This is a genomic window from Chitinophaga sp. 10T418, from assembly GCF_056394125.1.
In genome coordinates this window covers 86,432-109,511 of the sequence record NZ_JBFTHG010000002.1, presented here as the reverse complement: position 1 = coordinate 109,511, position 23,080 = coordinate 86,432, and the positions used below count along the sequence as shown (strand labels likewise).

The window sequence follows — 23,080 nt, the reverse complement described above, 5'->3', positions numbered from 1 at the left end:
GGAGAGGAGGCCGAAATAGCTTCCTGTTTTCAAAGAATGAAACAAAAATTTGTAGGCAAAGGAATTCCTTTCCTATTGGGCGGATACGGCGCCTACAGACGTTCCACACCGCTTGATATGGTTAAGCATAATAATTCAGTTGATCACTGGGTCACCTATGTAAACAACAAGCCGTTGCCAATGGTATTAAACCATTTTTCCGGGATACGGGTGGTGCCTTAGACAGACGCAGCAATCGCCTTCTTGATAAGCGTACTATAGATGACATTATTGCTGGCTGCAGATAAAAAATAATAAATTTTCAGATGAATAGATATTCAATACTTGCTTTAATTACAATTTTGATTTCGGGATTTAAGGCAACATCGCAGGTAGGCCACACTTTTTTTCCGGAGAAAAATCTCACTACGACCGGCATTTATTATTATCCCGAGCATTGGAACGAAAACCAGTGGGAACGGGATATAAAGAAGATTGCAGATATGGGCTATGAGTTTGTGCACCTGGCGGAATTTGCGTGGTTTAAAATGGAACCGGAAGAAGGAAAGTTTGAGTTTGCATGGCTCGATAAGGTGATAAACCTCTGTACAAAGTATCACCTGAAAGTGCTGATGTGTACACCCTCCGCAACCACACCGACCTGGATGAGAACGAATTATCCGGAAACATTTGTCATGGATGGTCATTATATCCGCGGTGAGCAGGGCACGCGCGGATTGGGATCAATCGTGAACCCCACTTACCGGAAGTTTGTGGCAGCCATTGTAACGGAAATGGCTAAACGTTACGGGCAGCATAAAGATGTGATTGGCTGGCAACTTGACAATGAGCCGGATGCCAAGCCTGATTATAATCCGTCTTCACAGGAGGCATTCAGGCAGTGGCTAAAGAACAAATACAAAACAATTGAGGCCCTGAATACCGCCTGGGGAACAGCCTTCTGGAGTCAGTGGTATAACAATTTTGACCAGGTGATTATCCCTAACACGAATCTGGTAGGGTGGTGGGGCAATAATCCCCACGCCCTGCTGGATTTTAAGCGGTACAGTGCAGATGCACAGGGGGCATTCCTCGATTTTCAGGCTGACATCCTGCGAAATCACATCTCGAAAGACCAATATATCACCACTAATTATACAGCAGTATCTACAGGAGCAGATCCCAGGCGGACGAATAAACTCGATTTTGCTACCTATACTGCCTACCCAAATGGAGGTACTAATAATATCGGGGAGCAGGGCTTTCGTTTAGGAAATAGCAAAGTGATTCTCTTTGCTGCTGAATATTATAAATCTGTCGGCGGCGTATCCGGCGTGATGGAAATTCAACCCGGCCCGGTAAACTGGGGGAATTACAATCCGCTTCTTTTACCGGGAACGGTGCGAATGTGGCTGTACCACACATTCGCGGCGGGTGGAAAGCTGGCCTGTTCCTACCGGTTCCGTCAGATCAATTATAGTGCGGAACAATACCATGCCGGCGTAATACAAACAGATGGTGTAACCCCTTCGCAGGGCGGGGAGGAATATATGCAATACATGAAAGAAATAAAGGAACTGCGGAAACGATACAAACCCGGTGCTTCCATGCCTGAAAAACTGACTGCCCGGTCAACCGCAATTCTTTGGAACCTGGAAAATTACTGGACTATTGACCGGCAAAAACAGACCTGGCAATGGGACACCTGGAATTACCCGATTAAATTCCTGGAAATAGCAAAGTCATTTGGCGCGCCTGTGGACCTGATCGCGGAAACAACTGATTTGTCGAAATACAAATTTGTGATTATTCCGGCATACGAAATGGTGGATAGTGCCCTGGTGAAAAAATGGCATGCATATGCAGCTAACGGAGGACACTTGATTATTACCTGCCGCACCGCCACCAAAGATCGCATGGGACACTTCTGGGAGGGGGAATGCGCCGCTCCTGTATCCGGGCTGATAGGTGCACAGGTGAAAGCAACCGATATGCTTGCTGGTAACGCCAAAGGAGATCTCCTGATGGGCTCTGCCCATTACAGTTGGAACAACTGGGCTGATTTACTGGCGCCTGATAAAAACACGGAAACACTTGCTGTATATGACAACCAGTTTTATAAAGGAAAAGCAGCTGTAGTGAAACATAAAGTGGGTAAAGGCACTGTTACCTACATCGGTGTGGATACAGACGATGCTAAACTGGAAGCGGACATAATGAAACAAATTTACACCGGAGCAGGTGCTACCACTGAAAATTATCCTCCCGGCGTATTTGTTTATTGGAGAGATGGTTTTTATGTGGCAGTGAATTATTCCTCTGATAATTATGAAATGAAAATACCCGACCCGGCTAAAATATTGATCGGGAGCAAAGTGCTGGAACCAGCAGGAGTATTGGTTTGGAACGAATAAAAATAGCGTAAAAAAAATAAAATGAGTAACAGATATTTATTTATTTCGATAGTATTTATCCTGGCCAGTCGTATCTGTCTGGCACAAACAGACAGGGCTTCTTTTAAAGTGGACACTGTACCCACGTTTCCTGATCCACCAGCCGGATTTAATGTTCAGCGTAATAATATACCTCACGGAAAATTAGCAGTTGTTCAGTACCACTCAAAAACGCTGGGAAAACTTCGGGAAATGAGTGTATATACCCCTCCGGGATATTCGGCTGATAAGAAATATCGGGTGCTGTATCTGTTGCATGGTTTGGGAGCAGACTATCGTCAATGGACTGAATGGTGCCAGGCAGATAACATTGTCGATAACCTGATTGCGGATCATAAAATTCAGCCTGTAATAATGGTTTTTCCCAACTGCGATTCAAAGCTGACAGTGACAGATACATCCACAGCAAACCGTTCCGGGAGAGCGGATAGTTTTGAAGGTTACAGAAAGCCATTTGAAGAGGATTTATTGAAAGATATTATCCCTTACATCGATTCACATTATTCCACCATCAGCGACTGTGAACATCGTGCTATAGCGGGTTTGTCAATGGGCGGAGGACAGTCGTTAAATATAGGTTTGTATCACCTGGAAATCTTTGCCTATGTAGGTGGATTTTCTTCAGCACCTAATACGAATATGTTCGGTGGTATGTATACAGATGTTAAACTTGTTCCGGATATCAAAACTGCTAAGGAGAAGTTGAAACTGCTATGGGTAGCATGTGGTAATAAAGATGGCCTTTTTAGTATTAGTGAAAGGGCCCATCAATATCTTAACGAAATAGGTGTCACCCATGTTTGGAATGTAGATACTAACGGGCATGATAACATTGAGTGGGATCGTAACCTGTACCTATTTTCTCAGCATATTTTTAAACGATTGTAAGAATATCAAATAGATTAAAAGATGGAAAGAAAAGTCATTCTTTTGCTGCTGCTGCTTTCTGCCGTTGCGGAAACATTGGTTGCCCAAAGAATAAAAGAGAAGAAACCAGCTATTCCCGAACGTATCATCAATATTGATTTCAATAAAGCAGCCGGCCAGCTCAACACCATGTTTAATGACTGTGTTGGTGCAGGCCGCGCTAACGAAGGCCTTCGGGCCGATTGGCAACAGCAGCTTGCATATGTAAGGAAAGAATGCGGTTTCAGATATATCCGCATGCATGGCCTTTTAACAGACGACATGGCTGTTTATACAGAGGATGGTAAGGGTAACCCGGTGTACAACTACATGTACATAGATGTTTTATTTGATTTTTTACATAGCATTGGCATGAAACCCTTTGTTGAGCTGGGCTTTATGCCTTCAGCACTGGCCAGCGGTTCCAAAACAATCTTCTGGTGGCGCGGCAACGTAACGCCACCAAAGAATTACGAGAAATGGGCCGCACTGGTGCGGGATCTTACCCGGCATTTTACAGAACGTTATGGTGCCGATGAAGTGAAAACCTGGTATTTCGAAGTTTGGAATGAACCTAACCTGGATGGCTTCTGGGCGGGGACACAGGAAGACTACTTCAAATTATACAACTATAGTGCGAAGGCTGTTAAAAGCGTGAATTCATCTTATCGCGTTGGAGGACCGGGAACAGCCGGAGCGGCCTGGGAACCGGAAATGATTGCCTACTGCGATAAGAATAATGTACCCATAGATTTTATAAGCACCCACGCGTATGGCGTAAAGCAAGGATATCTCGATGAATTTGGCAACTCAGGTACCGTACTCGATAAAAATCCCATGAGCGTTAGCGGTGAGGTGCTTCAATCGCGGAAAGAAATTGCCAGTTCCACCATGCCTCAGCTGGAGCTTCATTACACTGAATGGAGTGCTTCCTATACTCCGGCGGATCCTATCCACGACAGCTATCACGAAGCCGCCTATGTGCTGCAAAAAATAAAGCAGGTAGGCAGGGCTGCCAACTCCATGTCGTACTGGGTTTTTACTGACATTTTCGAAGAGCCCGGCCCCCGTTTTACACCATTTCACGGCGGCTTTGGCATGTTAAATACACAAGGCATTAACAAACCAGTATTCTATGCCTATCAGTTTATGAACAGGCTGGGAAATATTGAATTGGTAAATAACGATGCCACTTCATGGGTGTGCAGGGATTTCACAGGAAATATTCAGGCGCTGGCCTGGGATTTTACCAATACTCATCCGGGAGATTCCGTACATAATCAGCAATATTATATCCGTGATCTTCCATCAACATCCAAAGGAAAGTTGAAGGTCAATATTGCAAACGTACCTGAGGGCACCTATGCACTTGAAATATATAAAGTAGGCTATCACAGCAACGATGCATATTCCACTTATCTCTCCATGGGGAAGCCGGCACAGCTAAACAGACAGGAAGTAGCACAAATAAAGAAGCAAAACGATGGTTCGCCTCTTGCCAGGGAAATTGTTACTGTAAAAGCCGGAGTCCCTTTTTCAAAAGAGCTGGAGATTCGTGAGAACGATGTTTTCTTTTTAAATATTATCAGACTGTAATGATATAGGTTATTAAACAACGCCGTTCCAGGTGGATGGTGCGGCAGAGATTTTGAGTAAAAATTCAATTGCAAACAATTAGTAAAAAACAAAACAATGAGTAAGAAAACCATTTTGCTTTTGTTGTGCCACATTTTACTTTATACAGCCGTTGCACAAAATGTTACTATTTCAATTAATTCGACTCAAAACAAACGATTGATTTCCCCCTACATATATGGCCGGAACGAAGGCTTTGATAAGCCTGTACAATTTTATAAAGACGCAGGTTTACGTTTCGCCCGTATGAACGGAGGTAATAACGCAACAGGTTATAACTGGCGTAAAAAAATAACGGTCCATCCCGACTGGTATAATAATGTGTATGGTACTGACTGGGATGCATATGCCCAAAATATTGCGTCCAATTATCCGGGTATGCAGGGTATGTTTGCTTTTCAATTGATGGGCAGAGTTGCATCCAACACCAATAATAACTTCGATGACTGGGCTTTCAACCAGGCCCAGTATTGGGCCGGTGTTGGTCAGAATTTAGCCGGTGGAGGCACACCCAATACGCAAAATCCTTCCGGTAAGGCGCTGGTGGAAGGGAATATTAATTTGTTTACGCAGTTATGGCCTGCCGACTCTTCTGTGGGAATTCTAAATCATTGGTTTGGAGCCAATGGGATAGGGCTAAACAAAAATCAGTTCTTATACTGGAATATGGACAATGAAGTAGATATATGGAGCGGCACGCATGACTATGCGATGCCAACACAAATATCAGCTGCTGCCTTTATGGATAACTACATAGCATTAGCAAAGAAAGCGAAAGCTTTATATCCTGGCATCAAACTCTGCGGACCTGTTGCCACCTCGGAATGGCAATGGTACAAGTGGTCGAATGAAAGTATCTACATAAATGGCAGGTATTATTGCTGGCTTGAATATTTTATAAAACGCCTTGGAGATGAGTATAAGGCAACCGGTGTTAAGCTGGTAGATGTATTGGATATTCACAACTATCCCTGGTATAATAACGATGACGCTGCGGCACTGCAGGGGCACCGGATTTATTATGATACAACATATGACTATCCGGGTTCAAATGGTATCAGAACACTCACCGGTGGATGGGATGCCTCGTTGACAAAACAATATATTTTCAAGCGTATCGATGGCTGGTTGACTGAACATTTTGGGGCCAACCATGGCATAACCTGTGGTATAAGCGAATGGGGTACCATGTCAAGCAGCAACCCAAGCCTTGAATCTGTTATATATGCTTCGCACCTTGGTACCTTTGCAAACAATGGTGTTGAATTCTTTTCGCCATGGAACTGGTCTGTTGGCATGTGGGAAACATTGCACCTCTTTAGCAGGAATGCAAAGAAATATAGTGTTTCAAGTATTTCTTCATTGGAAAATACGGTATCTGCCTACTCCTCTGTAAATGAAAATGCCGACTCTTTAACGGTGATGCTGGTAAACCGCGACAGGACTGCTTCCCGCACTGTTACTATTAACCTGAGCAATTTCACTGTTGCCAATGGAAATTATCAAACCTTGCAGTTGTCTTCTTTACCGGCACAAGAAACTTTTGTATCGCACACGCAAAATGCGCTTCAGCAAAATACAGTGGCAGTAAACTCAAATTCACTTACCATCACTGTGCCGGCTCTTTCTACAACGGCGATTCTGCTGGTGAAAGCCGCCGCTTCTGTGACTTACGTTACGCTGGCCAACCGTGCCACCGGGTTGTTGATAGACGGCATGTACAGGTACACTGATGGAGCTAATGCAGGGCAATGGAGTAACAGTGGCAGCGATGCGCAGCAATGGTTGCTGGAAACAACCGGTAGTTATGTGAAGTTGAAAAACCGCGCTTCAGGTCTATATCTTGATGGTATGGGCAGCACGACCAACGGTGCAGTGGCTGGTCAATGGAGCAATGGTAGCAGCTATAATCAGCAATGGCAACAGATTGCTTCCGGGAGCTATGTTAAGCTAAAGAACCGCGCTACCGGATTATATCTCGACGGTTTAGGCCAAACGACCAACGGTGCAGATGCAGGTCAATGGTCAGAAAGCAGTAGTTATAACCAACAATGGACAATGGGAACCGTTGCACTGGCGAGAGCATCAATGGTCACAGATACTTCGTCTTCGCTGAAAACACAAGAGGCAGCCAATAATCGGGTGTCAGTATATCCCAATCCCTTTTCCTCAACATTCAATATTACAATTGACAAACCTGATGAGGTAGAACGTATTATTATATTCGACCTCACAGGTAAGCAGGTTGAAACAGCTAAACGTACCTCCGTTGCAGGCTTAATGTCAATGGGAGCAGCCTTGAAAGCTGGTACCTATATCGTTCGGGTAGAAGCAGGAAAATGGTTGAAGACGTTTAAGGTTGTAAAAATAAATTAGGTCAAAATAATATTAACAACATGATCATTAGCTCGATGAGATATTTGCTGTGTGGAATCGCTTTTTTCCTTTGTTCAATCAGTATTAACTATGCTCAGACAAAGGCTCCCGACCCATTTKGCCCGGTGCCAACGGAAAATCAGATGAGATGGCAGGAGATGAAATACTATGCTTTTGTCCATTTCTCCCTAAATACGTATACGGACCAATCGTGGGGATTTGGTAATGAAGAGGTGAGATTATTTAATCCGTCAAAATTGGATTGTCGTCAGTGGGCCCGTATCTGCAAAGAAGCCGGTATGAAAGGAATAATACTTACCGTAAAGCATCACTGTGGTTTTTGCCTCTGGCCTTCCAAATACACGGAATATTCGGTGAAAAATGCTCCATGGAAAAATGGTAAAGGAGATGTGGTTCGGGAATTGGCGGATGCCTGTAAAGAATACGGCTTGAAACTAGGTATCTATTTATCGCCCTGGGATAGGAATAGCCCGGATTATGGAAAGCCTGCCTATATCACTTACTTCCGGAATCAGCTGACGGAGCTACTTACCAACTACGGACCGATTTTCGAAGTATGGTTTGACGGCGCTAATGGTGGTTCAGGATATTATGGCGGCGCTAATGAAACCCGCACCATTGACCGTACTACTTATTATGACTGGCAGCATACTTATCAGCTGATCCGCAAACTACAACCTGATTGCGTAATATGGAACGATGGTGGCGACAGGGGAGACCTGCGTTGGGTAGGCACGGAAGGTGGTGTAGTGGGCGAAACTAACTGGAGTTTACTAAATGCCAAAGGGGAGGTGGAATGGAACATGTTGCATTACGGCCTCGAAAGCGGCGATTCCTGGGTGCCAGCCGAAGTAAATACTTCCATCAGACCGGAATGGTTTTATCATCCACATGAAGATGGCCAGGTAAAAACAGTACCGCAATTAATGGAAACATACTATAATTCCATAGGACGCAATGGCACATTGTTACTTAATTTCCCCATTATGCCAAATGGGCTGATTCATCCGAATGATGAAAAAGCCACGCTTGGATTGGCCAGGGCTGTAAAGGAAGCATTTGCGGTAAATCTGGCGGCAAATAAGCAGGTGAAGGCCTCCAATGTTCGTGGGAATGCCAAAGAGTTCGGAGCTGATATGTCTGTTGATAATAGTAATGATACCTATTGGACTACTGATGATGGCTTGACTAACGCATCGCTAACCATAGATTTGGGTAAACCAACCACTTTTAACCGATTCCTGGTACAGGAATATATCCGGTTGGGACAACGCGTGAAATCCTTCACGGTAGAGGGGCTTGTTGATGGGGAGTGGAAACAGCTGGCAAAAGCAACAACCATCGGATATAAGCGAATACTTCGTTTTCCGGTTGTAACGGCTACGCAGGTTCGTTTTAATATTACCGGTTCAAAAAGCTGCCCTGTAATTTCCAATATTGGCCTTTATAATGCACCGCAGATCCTGGCTGCTCCTGCCATTATCAGAAATCAGTCTGGTGAAATAACCATCACGCCGGCGGATATGGAGTCGGTTGTTTACTATATACCCGGCAGCGGACAACCATCTTCCAGATCAAAAAAGTACACCGGTCCCTTTCTATCAGATGGAAAACTGGAGATCAGTGCTATTGCCTATGAACCAGCTACCGGGAAAAGCAGCCCCGTATCCCGGGAAAAATTTGATATTTCCCGAAAGAACTGGAGGATTATGGGACTAAACGATGAAAAGGCAAACTTAATCCTGGATGGAAACCTGTCTACTGCATGGCATCAAAGTAACGATAAGAAAATGCCCATTGATCTGGTACTCGATTTGGGAAGTGAGCAAAACCTATGTGGTTTCAAATATCTGCCAGACCAGGGCACTACCACTGGTGCCATTGCAAAATATCAATTTTTTGTTTCGCAGAACAATACGGATTGGAAGCTGGCAGATGAAGGAGAATTCCCAAACATAAAAAACAATCCGTTATGGCAAACGAGGCGCTTTACACCGGTAAAGGCCCGTTATGTAAGACTTCGTGCCGTGCGTGAGGTGAATGGTAACGATAATGCCGGATATGCCGAAGTAGATGTGATCACCCAATAATTAATCATAGCCCGGGAGCCTGTCCTTATACCCGGCATCCCGGTTAAATAAAATTTGCAAGGAATTGTAACGCATGAAAAAGACAGTAAGAATAGTAGTTGCATTGGCTGTAATATTTTTTTACGAGTCAGTATGTTATGGTCATATTTTTTTGCCAAAAGTACCTGGTGATAATATAGCCATGCAAAGGCATATCGCTGCTCCGGGACGAGGAAATGGCTCTTCCGGCAGTATTGAACGGAAACAATTATTTGATGATAGCTGGAAGTTTTTTTTAGGCGATATACCTGAAGCTAAAACAAAAGATTTCAATGATAAAAATTGGCGAAGCCTTGACTTACCACATGATTGGAGCATTGAAGGGAAGATAAATCCCAAAAACCCAACCGGAGGTGCTGGTGGATACTTTCCTGCCGGTATAGGATGGTACCGGAAAACTTTTCCCGTTCCAAAAGAGTGGAAAGGCGAACAGGTTTCTATCTATTTTGAAGGAGTGTATATGAACTCCGAAGTTTTTATTAATGGGAGATCGCTGGGTATTTATCCGTATGGTTATACTTCGTTTGGTTATGACCTTTCACCTTACCTGGCGTTTGGTGAAGAAAATGTCATATCAGTCAGGGTAGACAATTCTCAACAGGTAAACAGCCGGTGGTATAGTGGTTCTGGTATCTATCGCCATGTTTGGATGATGGTTACTGATCCTGTGCATGTGGCACAATGGGGCGTTGCCATTTCAACTATGGAGGTTACTTCAAAAAAAGCCATTGTCCAGGTAAAAACGCTGGTGAAAAATGAAACATCTATCCATCAAAGTATTGTGCTTAGAACTCTTCTTTGGAATAAAAATGCTAAAAATGCAGGTAATGATCAAATGAAGGTCGAACTACCTGCGAATGGTGAAAAAGAGATTACCCAAACTATACAGGTGTCCAACCCTTTATTGTGGTCACCTGAAATGCCCTGTTTATACCAGGCGCAGGTGCAGGTGTTAAAGGATAAAAAAGTTGTGGACGATACCAAATCAGATTTTGGCATCCGCTCCATAAAATTTAGTCCCGAAAATGGGTTTCAGCTTAATGGCAAAACAGTGAAACTAAACGGTGGTTGCGTGCATCATGACAATGGATGCTTGGGTGCTACTGCATTTGACCGTGCCGAAGAGCGCAAGGTGGAGTTGCTGAAGGCTGCCGGATTTAACGCTGTAAGAACCTCTCATAATCCTCCCTCTGAAGCTTTTTTAAACGCCTGCGATAAATTAGGGTTGCTGGTAATGGATGAAGCATTTGATTGTTGGAGAATAGGGAAAAATAAGAATGATTATGCCTTGTATTTTGATAAGTGGTGGAAGCGCGATTTGGAATCAATGGTTGTGCGTGATCGTAATCATCCTTCAGTTATTATGTGGAGCATAGGAAATGAGATACCAGAGAGGGGAGAACCGGAAGCTATAAAAACGGCTAAAATGCTGGCCGATGCTATCCGGAAAATAGATGTTTCCCGCCCCATCACATCCGCTATTGTAGAAAATAATAAAAACTGGGCGGCTTTTGACTCACTAATGGATATACATGATGTAGCTGGTTATAATTATCATTTGTATAGTGCCCCTGCTGACCATCAAAGAGTTCCCTCACGTATAATTATTCAAACGGAATCCTATCCGAGAGATGCTTTTACCAATTGGAAGCTGGTTCAGGATAACCAGTATGTTGCCGGTGATTTTGTTTGGACAGCAATGGATTATTTAGGAGAATCGTCGATAGGGCGCTGGTATTATTCAGGGGATGTTCCTGGTCAACATTGGGAGCATGATTTTTTTCCCTGGCATGGTGCTTATTGTGGTGATATAGATCTGATTGGATGGAGAAAACCTATTTCACATTACAGAAGCATGCTGTATAATAACGGCGAAAAGCTTTACATGGCTGTCCGGGAACCGGCTCCGGAACCAATTGAAATCAAAGAAACCTGGTGGTCGGTATGGCCTACCTGGGAAAGCTGGACATGGCCTGGATTTGAAGGGAAGAATGTTTCCGTGGAGGTTTATTCAAAATATCCGAAAGTCCGGCTTTACCTCAACAACAAGCTTATTGAGGAGCAGGCAACTACCGGTGATCAACAGTTTAAAGCAACTTTTTCTGTTCCGTATTCGCCAGGATTACTTAAAGCCGTTGGGGTGGAAGACGGTAAGGAAATTGAATCGGCTATGCTGCAAACTGCCGGTACTGCAGCAAAAATAAAACTAACTGCTGATCGAAAAGAAATATTGGCAAACGGACAAGACCTTATTTTCGTTACCGTCGAAATCACAGATCAGGAGGGTATATTTCAATCAAATGCAGCATCGCGTTTGCAATTCAGCATAGATGGACCCGGGATTATAGCGGGAGTTGATAATGCAGACATTAAAGATACTGATCCATATATAGGTAATACACGTAAAGCATGGCACGGGCGGGCTTTAGTGGTAATCAGAAGCACGCGGCGCGCGGGTGATATTACGCTTACGATAAGTTCACCCGGATTAACGGAGAATACTTTGAGTATAAAAACACTTTAAAGTTGCTAATATAATTCGGATTAATATTTCTTACGCACACAGTAATCTGAAGTTAGTCAATAAAAAATAGTCATTTCCCCGGATTTCAGGCAACCTGCGTTAGTGATTTACCGTATTTAATAAATTATTGTATTTTTAACACTTATAAAGTTGAGGAACCTATGAACGCCAGGAAGCTATGCACCATTTTGGGAGTACTTTTATTTTCTTTTGTAATAGCGTGCAGAAAAGAAATGGCTAATGCCACAGAAAAGTTGCCATTGAATAATCACGACACCATTTTTGTGCATCCGGGGTTATTGCATAAACAGTCGGATTTTGACCGCATGAAAAGTAAAGTGGATGCAGGGGCAGCGCCCTGGCTATCCGGCTGGAACAAACTGACCAGCAACGCACACAGTGCGCTCAGCTGGCAACCCAACCCGGCAGATACAGTTTACCGGGGCAGTGACGGAATTCATCATGAAAACTATGGCCAGCTGTATAATGATATCGCCGCTGCTTATGCTACGGCATTAAGATGGAAGGTCTCCGGCGACAAAGCATATGCTGATAAGTCAATACAGATCATGAACGCATGGTCAGCCAGATTAAAGAGAATCGCTGGAAACAATGACGCCAACCTGGCAGCGGGATTGTATGGCTATCAGTTTGCCAATGCAGCAGAGATTATGAGAACTTACCAGGGCTGGGCGCCGGCAGACTTCTCCCGGTTCCAGCAGATGATGTTGAATGTTTTTTATCCGATGAATCATGCTTTTCTGACGAGAAAAGAGAAGTGTATGAGTCATTTCTATGCAAACTGGGATCTCTGTGTCATGAACTCTATCTTGGCTACGGGTGTGTTGTGCGACGATCGGGACATCTATAATGAAGCAATCAGCTATTTCAAATATGGGGCAGGTAACGGCGCAATTGCGAATGCCATTTATTTTGTTCATCCCGATGGCCTGGGGCAATGGCAGGAAAGTGGCCGCGATCAGGGACATGCGACACTGGGTATAGGATTAATGGGCGCATTTTGCGAAATGGCCTGGAATCAGGGCGATGATATGTATGGTTATGACAACAACCGCTTCCTAAAAGGGGCAGAGTATGTAGCGGCCTATAACCTGGGCGACTCCGTTAATTTTAAGCCTTATACCAATTGCGTTGGCGTGGTGCAAAATATGATCAGCAGCTCCAGCCGGGGAAATGCCCGCCCCATTTGGGAGCTGGTGTATAATCATTATGTAAATCGTAAAGGGCTGACTGCTCCAAATTGTGCACGGTTTGCGCAGAAAGTACGACCGGAGGGCGGTGGCGGAAATTACGGGCCTAACAGCGGCGGTTATGACCAACTGGGTTATGGAACGTTAACCTGTACATTGAAATAAGAATTTATCGGGTTAAAAGCAAAAAGCCTGGGGCGGATGCTCCAGGCTTTCTACTATTAAGTAATCTTTTTTACAACAGGAATCCATATAATCAGTAACCCCAGTAAGAAGCCGCCTGAGACAGCCAACGGCGATACCAGCAGAAATTTAAGCGCAGGATCACAACAAAAATAGGGTCCCTGAAAAAATAACTTTGTTCAAATGTTTGAACATACAAACAAATGTAGTAATTTCCCAGGGACTATAAGTACCGTTATGAAAGGAATTGAGCTTATTCCATTCCCTCCGTTATGTCCCTACTATTAGTTTGTGCCAGCGATTTGTATTGCTCAAAAAATGAGATACTGATAGCCGGGATCCGGTTAGTATTCTAATCAACATTGATGATATGACTGAACATATTCAACCAATTAACCTAACGTTGCAGTTTTTCTGCCCCAGATGGGGACAGGAGCATGAAACCTATGACACCTTTTGCCGAAAGGTAAAGGAAGCCGGATATGATGGTATTGAAGCGCCTGTTCCGTCCGATGCAGGTGAAAAGGACGCCCTTATGTCGGCTCTTGCGAAATTCGATCTGCTGCTGATAGGCCAGTACTATCAATCATTTGAAAGAGATTTTGACGTACATAAAAACAATTATGAAAAACACCTGCGCTGTCTCATGGAAGCCAGGCCGGTTAAGATAGATTCGCAAACGGGGAAAGATTATTATTCACTTGAACAGAATAAAGAGCTATTTGATCTGGCAAAAAAAATATCGGTTGAATATAATATTCCCGTTGCGCATGAAACACACCGGAATAAAGCGCTGTATGCTGCGCATACCACAAAGAATATATTAGAACAGATCCCTGATTTGCCCATCACCGCCGACTTCTCGCACTGGTGCGTGGTCGCCGAAAGTTTGCTGGAAGATCAGGAGGAAGCTATTGCACTGGCCTGCCGTCATGCTATTCACATACATGCCCGGATAGGTTATGAAGAAGGTCCGCAGGTAAATGATCCCCGTTCGCCGGAATGGGAAAGGCAGTTGCAGGTGCATTTGCAGTGGTGGGATACCATCCTCAGGCACCGGGAAAAGAACGGGGACTTCACCATGACTATTTCTCCTGAATTCGGTCCCCTGCCTTATATGCCGTCTGCACCATATACCCGGCAGCCACTGGCCAACCAGTGGGAGATAAATGTGCATATGATGCAGTTATTAAGAAAACGCTACCCTAATTCAACAAATAACTTACATCATGGCAGCGACTAACCACCTAATAACTCCGGTAACAACGGTTCACCGCTTTATACTCAACAGATCATACATTGTATTGGCTAGTATGATTTCTGCATGGGGCGGTTTACTGTTTGGTTTTGATACGGCCATTATTTCGGGCGCAGAAAGCATGTTGCCATGGGATCATGATGATCAACTGCCACCAACAGTAGATCTCAGGGATATTGTGATGGTGGCCGGTAAGGATTCTTATGCACATAAACCGATCGTGGATATGAACAAACCTTATCTGAGGCCGGAAGTATTAAAAATAAAAACAACACTATAAGGTTGAATAAATCTGAGATTCGGATAAGATGATAAAACAGGTGAACATGAAAAATTTCCTTTGCGGAGCGCTCGTACTATACAGCTTCTCCACTTTTGCACAAAAAAAAGCAGCAGATAACAATAGTCCGCTTCATCATGAATACCATGTCTCGGTCAATGGCCATGATGTGAATGATGGTTCATCGTCCAGCCCTTTTAAAACCATTATGGCAGCCGCCAACAAAGCAATGCCTGGCGACGTGATTACTGTGCATGCCGGTATTTATCGCGAACAGATAACGCCTCCCCGGGGTGGTGTGTCCGATAAGGAGCGAATTGTATACCAGGCCGCCAAAGGAGAGAAGGTGATCATAAAAGGATCTGAAACAGTAAAAGGCTGGCAACACCAGGAGCATGATATATGGGTGGTGAAAATTCCCAACAGCTTTTTCAAAGAGTTCAATCCCTATAAAGAATATATTCATGGTGATTGGTTTTCGCCTAACCCAAAGGACAGAAAATACCTGAGAGGAGCCGTGTATCTGAATKGTGACTGGCTGATGGAAGCTGCCAAAAAAGAAGAGGTGTTTAATACAACCGATCCCAAAAATCCGCTTTGGTGTGCCACTGCAGACGCTGACAGTACCACCATCTTTGCACAGTTTAAAAATGTGGATCCAAACAGGGAACTGGTGGAAATAAATGTTCGCCCAACGGTTTTTTATCCTGATAAACCATTCATGAATTTTATCACCGTCAGGGGATTTACGATGGAACAAGCTGCCACCAACTGGGCGCCGCCTACTGCTGAACAAATGGGATTGATCGGTACACATTGGAGCCGTGGATGGATCATTGAAAATAATATCATCCAGTATTCAAAATGTGTGGGTATTGCCCTGGGCAAATATGGAGATGACCACGATAATAATCAAACGGAATCGGCAGAAGGTTATGTAGGGACTATCAAAAGGGCACTGGCTTTCGGTTGGAACAAGGGAACTATTGGCGAGCACCTTGTTCGCAACAATACGATCGCTTATTGTGAGCAAACGGGTATTGTGGGTAGCATGGGATGTGCTTTCAGTGTGGTAGAAGGAAATACTATCCACGATATTCATATCCGCCGCTTATTTAACGGCGCTGAACAAGCTGCTATTAAATTTCATGGTGCTGTAGATGTACAAATCCGTAACAATCATATTTATCGCAGCAATTTTGGTATTTGGCTCGACTGGATGGCGCAGGGCGCCCAGATAAAGGATAACCTGATGCATGATAATGACGAGGATATTTTTCTGGAGGTAGATCATGGCCCTATGCTGGTGAGCAATAATATCCTCCTGTCTAAAACCAATCTCCTGATGAACTCAAGCGGAGCCGCTTTTGTTCATAATATTTTTGGCGGGAAAATGAATGTCATCAACTATGACAGCCGGTTAACGCCTTATCTCAAACCTCACGCTACTGATGTTGCCGGTTTACACGACAATCCTGGCGGAGATATCCGGTTTGTCAATAATTTATTTGTAAATGAAGGCAATGCAAGTCAGTACGCTAAAGCGTTGTTGCCTGTAACATTTAACGGGAACGTATACACAAAGGGAACGGTAAGAGCCGTCAATAATGATATGCCCATGAAATTTGGAGAGATGGGTAAAGATGCCCGGGAGAAATTAAAAAACTATAAAGAGCAGAACGCAACAGAACAGCAGGCATTGATTAAAAATGATTTTGATGCGGGCGCGCGTTTAATAACCCGGAAAGATGGTGTTTACCTGGAAATTAACCTGGATAAAAACTGGTTGTCAGAAAAAGCAAGAAAACTGGTAACCACCCAAACGCTGCATCCGGCCATGGTTCCTGATCTGCCTTTTGAAAACGTGGATGGCTCTCCACTCAAAATAGATCTGGATTATTCCGGTAATCGGCGTAATGCGGCCAATCCTTCCCCAGGGGCTTTTGAAATTAAGAAAAGCGGGCAGCAACAAATTAAGGTTTGGTAAGATGCTTAAAATAAGCGATCAATGACATTACACATTTTTGTTGTTCCATGATACTCCTGTTGTTGTTGCTTATTCAGAAACGGATGCTGCAGGTGCCTGAGAATATCTGCCTAGCTGGTTCGCTGAATATCCTGATCATCTGCCTGTTGCTGCCATTATCATTTCCGGGGATGACAGTAAGGTTCATGGGAGCATTCATTTTTCCAACCATAAACAATCACTAAAATGATATTTATGCATGCACCGAAAATCAGATCAGCCGTTGGTTGGTTCATAACAAGGGTCAGGTATTTCCTGGCTTTATTCCTGCGTAAAGGTAGCGGGGCTTTTGTGGTGGTTAGCTGCGTTTTTTCCATGGTGATGCTGATGGCCGCTTTCCCTGCGATGTCACAAAACGCTCCCCAATCGCCCATACCGGTGCCTGAGCCACCTTCTAATTTGCTGCCAGGAAAAAAGGCGCCTGTAGTAACAGATATCTGGGTAGTATTTAAAACGCATTGCGATTTGGGATACACGATGTCAGTGGATGCTGTGCTGAAAAAGTATCGTGAAGATATGATGGATAATGCCGTTCGTTTGATAGAGGTCGATAAAAAGAAGCCGGCTGATGAGCGTTTTAAATGGACGATCGCCGGGTGGCCCATGAAAGCGGATATCCTGGGGCCTTTACAAACACCAGAAAGAAAAGCGAAGGTAGAACAGGCGCTCAGAGATGGAGCCATCAGTGTTCATGCGTTGCCGGCAACGATTGAGTCGGATGTTATGGAACCGGAGGACTATGTACGGGGACTGATTTTTTCGTCACAAATAGCCCGCGAATATGGGCATAAACTGCCTATTGCTGCGAAGATGACCGACGTGCCGGCTCACAGCTGGTTGTTGCCTACCCTGTTACATCATGCAGGTGTAAAATTCCTTCAAATTGGCTGCAACTATACGGTGCAGCCTATGCGGTTGCCACAGCTCTTTTGGTGGGTAGGACCCGATGGCTCACAGGTACTTTGTAACTATACGCCACACTATGGCTCAGGTGTAAAACCTCCGGACAACTGGCCTTCAAAAAATTACCTGGCAGTAATTATGACACATGACAACGAAGGCCCGCCATCTCCAAAAGAAATTGAAGCGGTTAAAAAACAGGTAGCAGAAATGAAAGGGGTAAGACTGCATCTGGCTGACCTGGAGGAATACGCAAAGGCCGTATTGCAGGAAAATCCCGCTATTCCAACAGTAAAGGGCGATATGGTTGATCCGTGGATACATGGGGTAATGGCGATGCCTGTGGAATCAAAAATAGCAAGAAATGTGCGGCCCCTTGCGCCGGCATTGGATATATTGAATACACAATTGAATGGGTGGGGAATTGCAACCGCTTCTTTAACAACGTCGTTGGCAAAGGCCTATGAGAACAGTATGCTTTTTAGCGAGCATACATTCGGCGCCTGGGCCCCGGGTACCGGATTTTTTTCAACAGATGGTGTGAGTAATGTTGAAGACAGATATAAATACAACGAAGATTTTATCAACGCAAGAAAGGAAGGTTTTTATAAAAAATTTGAAGCCAGTTTCAGAGATAAAGCGCGGTACATCAATATCTCAGACAGTATCATTTCAACAGCATTGAACACACGATTAAACCTGCTGGCTGATAATGTTAAGGCAAAGCCCGGAGAAATACTGGTTTACAACGCTTTGCCATGGGTCCGAAGCGGAATGGTAGCCATCGACGGAGAAATGATGGTAGCAGAAAATATTCCGGCTAATGGTTATAAGGTAATAAAGAAAGTAGTAGCATCTGTTGGTGCGTCTGATGCAAATACACTTACCATCAACACAAATTTTTATACCGTAAAGTTTGATAATAAAAAGGGAGGAATAGTTTCATTGATTGAAAAAGCGTCAGGGAAAGAACTGGTCGATCAAAAATCAAACTATGCGCTGGGCCAGTTTTTACACGAGCGATTCAGCTATGACCAAACGGTGGATTATCACAACAGGAATTATACGATGAACAACCCGTTAGCTGGAACAAAGCCCGATATGCCCAAAGATATTTCCTATCATAGCAGTACACCTGGTGATTGGAAAATTAAAATGGAGCATTCGTCAGTTGCGGACAAAGTTACACTGGTCGCCGTTAACGCGAGCCCGCTTGCCGGGGCCGTTTCCGTAGAATATACGTTCCCGTTAGATTTTCCATATGTAGACATGGAGTGGAAAATAACTGATAAGGTGCCAAACACGGTTCCGGAGGGAGGTTGGCTTTGCCTTCCTTTTAATGTTAATCAGCCTGAGTTTTTGGTAGGACGATTAGGAGGAACCATTAACCTGGCAAAAGACCAGATTGTGGGCGGTAACCGGTATCTCTATGGCGTAAACACTGGCGTGTCTCTGATAGGACCAGGCAATTCCGGGGTTGGCGTTTGTGCTATAGATGCGCCACTGCTAAGCTTTGGAGAGCCAGGCCTCTGGAAATACGATTATGATTATTTTCCGAAGAAAGCCACCGTGTTTGTGAATTTGTATAACAATATGTGGAATACTAATTTCCCTTATTGGACAGAGGGTTCATGGAGTGAGCGGGTACGCATATGGGGTATAAAACAGGGAGAGAAAACAGAAGAAAATCTTGCGGTGAAATCATGGGAAGCCAGGGTGCCTCTCATGGCTGTTGCAACCAGTGGAACCGGAAAGATACTGCCTTCCAGCCAATCAGGAGTGACTGTTTCCCGTAAAGGAGTGCTGGTTACAGCTTTTGGTACTGATCCAGATGGCAATAAAGGCACTTTGTTACGGATATGGGAGCAGGCAGGTAACACCGCAAAAGTGAATGTAACCCTGCCTGAAAGTATACGGATGAAATACGCCACCCCGGTTAATCTTCGTGGCGAACCGGTTGGTGAAAAGATACCGGTTAATAAAAATATACTAACGGTTTCTTTACACGCTTACGAGCCGCTGAGTTTTATTTTGCAGTAAACGCCTGCATTAATTCCCGGGTTGGCGGGCAAACTGAATTAATTCATTCTAATTTCTAAATCGGCAAACATGAACGAATTACCTTTAAAATTAAATCATGACCTGGCAGATTACAGCAAGCCTTTTGCCAACATATTTGAGCAGCCAAAAACGGCAGCAGAATGGGAAAAATATATGCTGACAGCGCAGCAGGTCGCCTTGTTTAAAGAGCAKGGTTTTATTAGTGGCATCAGGATATTGACAGATGAACAAGTGGACATCCTTAATGAAGAACTGGTAAAACTTCAGGCAGTAAATGAAGCAGATAAGAAATTGTTTTATCACTATGAGAGCAATGAAGCGGAGGACCCGGACAAGGTGCTTTTTCATGCTATCGGTGGTTGGAGGGTTACGCCAGGGTTTCATGACCTGATATGGTCGCCTGCCTATCGTATGGCTGCATACCAGTTATTGGGTCAATCATTTCGATTGTTTCATGATCAGTTGTTTTGTAAACCTCCTCACCACGGTGGAGTAGTAGCATGGCACCAGGATTTTTCATATTGGACATTCACCAAACCAATGCATCACCTTACCTGTTGGATAGGCCTGGACAACGCAACCAAAGAAAATGGTTGTCTTTACTATGTACCGGGTAGCCATAAATGGGGACTGCTCCCGATCACTGGTCTCACAGGAGACATGACTGCTATAAAAGAAGTGCTAAATGAGGAACAGTATGCGGTTTTTGAAACTAAAGTAGCCAATGAATTGCCACGGGGCTATGCCAGTTTTCACCATCCGCTGATGATCCATGGATCTTACGCCAATTATTCGGAAAGGCCCAGAAGGGCAGTGGTGATTAATTTGATGGCCAGCAATACGCTTAGCAATGTTGAAAATTATGAACGTAAGGAGGCATTGCATAACTTCCCTCGTATGGTGCAGGACGAGGCACTTGACAGCCAGTTTTTCCCACTGCTGTTTGATGGCGATAAGGAGTTGGGAACATTGGTAAATAGCATACCGATGGTGGATGCAGAAAGTTTGTATAAAGTATAGCAGAACTTCTTGCATGTATGGCTGCGCGAAAACCAATTTATCTAAAAAGTTCCCGATCTGAATTTTTTTCAATGAAAACTTTCCTGGCCTGCCAGGTTCATTAGAATAACCTTCCCTGCAATGCAAAAAAAGAGAGGACCGTAGTCCTCTCTTTAAACTTTATAGTACTGCTCCCAGCCTTTCCTTGGTGGAGGACCTACCAGCAATTCATTAGCATGTTTATTATTAGTAATGATTTTCTTTTCCCGATCAAACTGTAATTTCTCTCCTGTCCACTGTGCCAGTACACCAAGACAGAATACCTGGCTAAGTGGACCTGCAATGGCGAACGGAGATCGTGTTTGTTCCTCACCTTTACAAGCCATGAGGAAGTTCTTAAAGTGGTTAGACGGACTGTCCGGTACTACCGGTAGTTTATCCGCCATTTCTTTTTCCTTTTCCTTAGGAATGATAGAGAGCGTACTGCCATGCGAGCCCCCTTTAAATGTAAGATCCTTGCTGTAGATGATCTTACCGGGATTCAGTTTAGAAGGTGCGATAGGACCATTGCTTGGAGGTGGAATATTAGGATCGAGTCCCGATACGCCGTATCCAGCAGGAATTGGTGGCAGGTTATCTACTCCATCGTACCAGGTGATATCCAGTGCGGGCATATTTCCTCTTTTAGGGAATCTGAATGTCAGCGTGGAAGACATTGGGTAGAAGAAGTTATTGTGACCCGTGAGCTTGATCGGATCAACTTCGTATGGTAATCCAAGATCGAGGAACTGGTGGGCTGTATCGATGATATGTGCGCCCCAGTCGCCCAGTGCACCCATACCAAAGTCGAACCAGCAGCGCCACTGGCCGTTTACGAAATCTTTGTTATAGGAGTGGCCCTGCGTTGTCATCTGCCAGATATTCCAGTCGAGGGTAGCAGGCGCCTGTTCTGCAGCCGGGAATGAGGTTATATTTGGGTTCCAGCCATGCCAACGCCGTGGAGAGTTCATATGAGCGGCAATGGCTGTTACATCTTTGATGATACCGGCCTCTGTCCAGGCTTTAAACTGGAAGTAATTAGCTTCGGAATGTCCCTGGTTGCCCATTTGGGTCACCACTTTCGGATGCTTCCGGGCAGCCTTCATCATTAGTTCCACTTCGTTGAATGTGCGTGCCATTGGCTTTTCTACATACACATGTTTGCCCAGGCCTATTGCCATCATCGTGATCGGGAAATGCGAGAAGTCAGGTACACCGATGGACACAGCATCAATCTGGTTGCCCATTTTATCGAACATCTGGCGGAAATCCTGGAAACGAGGTACGTTAGGGAACATTTTCATTACCTCCAGGGTATGTGGTGCGCCCATGTCTACATCGCAGAGAGCCACAATGTTGGCCAATCCTGTCTTGTAAAGCGCCTGGGCGATCTCTCCGCCTCTGTTGCCTATGCCAATGAAGGCGAGGTTTACTTTTTCGTTAGGCCCCATTTTGCGGGTATAGGGCTTCGCTGCGGCCATCAGCAGGCCCGGAGTAGCGGTGGCCAGGGTGGCCAGCGCCGCCTGCTTCAGAAAGCTTCGTCTTGAGTTATCGTGATTCATTGCGTGGTTTGTGGATTGCTCGTTTCAAAAATATAAAAATGAAATTGCAATCGAAAGCATAAGCAATAAAAAGTTGAGACTTTTACATGAGTGGTAAAATAATACAAGTGTTGCGCCGAATAAAAACCGGTACGAGGGCACCGGTTTTAGGGCCTATTTATCTGGCTATTAGGGTACGAATTAACGGATCCTGGTACTGTCCACTTTCCAGTCATCCGTTCAGAAGGGGCTTACTGGAAGACCGTCTTTGCTGAACAAATTTGGTATGGCTGTATTGCTGAAGTCAAAACCTACCGCTACCGGATTTTATACTTCCTTGCCGGACACCACGACTTTTCCTTTTTCAATTTTTGCATTTCCGGTACAAAATTTTTATCTGCACCTGCTATATAATTATACGTTTGATAATCTGATAAGGTTTATTGATCCGGATGGTATGTTCATTACATTGATACCGTCGAGCCTGTGCTTAGCACCCGCTATGCACATACAGTAGTACTGCAGCAGAGGTGGACTTGATGCGGGGATGAGTTTCTGA

General features: G+C 44.4%; 14 protein-coding genes. 13 read left to right on the top strand and 1 reads right to left on the bottom strand.

What is annotated here, in order from left to right; genetic code table 11:
* The first annotated feature begins 36 nt into the window (after positions 1 to 36).
* The 13 genes from AC1DCV_RS04855 to AC1DCV_RS04795 all read left to right on the top strand — a co-directional run bounded on the left by AC1DCV_RS04855 (position 37) and on the right by AC1DCV_RS04795 (position 20,962).
* On the top strand, positions 37 to 222 hold the full coding sequence (locus tag AC1DCV_RS04855; RefSeq protein WP_477022120.1) for a hypothetical protein: 186 nt from the start codon (positions 37 to 39) through the stop codon (positions 220 to 222).
* 83 nt (positions 223 to 305) lie between these two features.
* The gene (locus AC1DCV_RS04850; RefSeq protein ID WP_477022119.1) at positions 306 to 2,393 is read left to right on the top strand and encodes a beta-galactosidase; all 2,088 of its coding nucleotides are present in this window, start codon (positions 306 to 308) and stop codon (positions 2,391 to 2,393) included.
* Between the two features lie 21 nt (positions 2,394 to 2,414).
* Complete coding sequence (locus AC1DCV_RS04845) at positions 2,415 to 3,320, top strand: alpha/beta hydrolase (RefSeq protein WP_477022118.1); 906 nt, start codon at positions 2,415 to 2,417, stop codon at positions 3,318 to 3,320.
* A 21-nt stretch (positions 3,321 to 3,341) separates the two neighbouring features.
* Positions 3,342 to 4,934: a GH39 family glycosyl hydrolase gene (locus AC1DCV_RS04840; RefSeq protein WP_477022117.1), complete on the top strand. Its 1,593-nt coding sequence runs from the start codon at positions 3,342 to 3,344 to the stop codon at positions 4,932 to 4,934.
* A gap of 96 nt (positions 4,935 to 5,030) precedes the next feature.
* On the top strand, positions 5,031 to 7,349 hold the full coding sequence (locus AC1DCV_RS04835; RefSeq protein WP_477022116.1) for an RICIN domain-containing protein: 2,319 nt from the start codon (positions 5,031 to 5,033) through the stop codon (positions 7,347 to 7,349).
* A 20-nt stretch (positions 7,350 to 7,369) separates the two neighbouring features.
* On the top strand, positions 7,370 to 9,460 hold the full coding sequence (locus AC1DCV_RS04830; RefSeq protein ID WP_477022115.1) for an alpha-L-fucosidase: 2,091 nt from the start codon (positions 7,370 to 7,372) through the stop codon (positions 9,458 to 9,460).
* 73 nt (positions 9,461 to 9,533) lie between these two features.
* Complete coding sequence (locus AC1DCV_RS04825; RefSeq protein WP_477022114.1) at positions 9,534 to 12,023, top strand: glycoside hydrolase family 2 TIM barrel-domain containing protein; 2,490 nt, start codon at positions 9,534 to 9,536, stop codon at positions 12,021 to 12,023.
* Between the two features lie 161 nt (positions 12,024 to 12,184).
* A complete protein-coding gene (locus AC1DCV_RS04820) occupies positions 12,185 to 13,399 on the top strand; it encodes an alginate lyase family protein (protein ID WP_477022113.1) in 1,215 nt (404 codons plus the stop codon).
* A 388-nt stretch (positions 13,400 to 13,787) separates the two neighbouring features.
* Positions 13,788 to 14,660, top strand: a complete 873-nt coding sequence (locus AC1DCV_RS04815; RefSeq protein WP_477022112.1) for a sugar phosphate isomerase/epimerase family protein — start codon at positions 13,788 to 13,790, stop codon at positions 14,658 to 14,660.
* The gene (locus AC1DCV_RS04810) at positions 14,647 to 14,955 is read left to right on the top strand and encodes a hypothetical protein (protein ID WP_477022111.1); all 309 of its coding nucleotides are present in this window, start codon (positions 14,647 to 14,649) and stop codon (positions 14,953 to 14,955) included. The genes AC1DCV_RS04815 and AC1DCV_RS04810 overlap by 14 nt, the downstream gene beginning before the upstream one ends.
* A gap of 46 nt (positions 14,956 to 15,001) precedes the next feature.
* Complete coding sequence (locus AC1DCV_RS04805) at positions 15,002 to 16,942, top strand: DUF1565 domain-containing protein (RefSeq protein WP_477022110.1); 1,941 nt, start codon at positions 15,002 to 15,004, stop codon at positions 16,940 to 16,942.
* Between the two features lie 234 nt (positions 16,943 to 17,176).
* Entirely contained in the window at positions 17,177 to 19,921 is a 2,745-nt protein-coding gene (locus AC1DCV_RS04800; protein ID WP_477022109.1) for a glycoside hydrolase family 38 N-terminal domain-containing protein, read from the top strand.
* A gap of 69 nt (positions 19,922 to 19,990) precedes the next feature.
* Entirely contained in the window at positions 19,991 to 20,962 is a 972-nt protein-coding gene (locus AC1DCV_RS04795; protein ID WP_477022108.1) for a phytanoyl-CoA dioxygenase family protein, read from the top strand.
* A 152-nt stretch (positions 20,963 to 21,114) separates the two neighbouring features.
* On the opposite strand, the gene AC1DCV_RS04790 is transcribed toward AC1DCV_RS04795, so the two are convergent.
* Positions 21,115 to 22,542, bottom strand: a complete 1,428-nt coding sequence (locus tag AC1DCV_RS04790; protein WP_477022107.1) for a Gfo/Idh/MocA family oxidoreductase — start codon at positions 22,540 to 22,542, stop codon at positions 21,115 to 21,117.
* Positions 22,543 to 23,080: the final 538 nt, after the last annotated feature.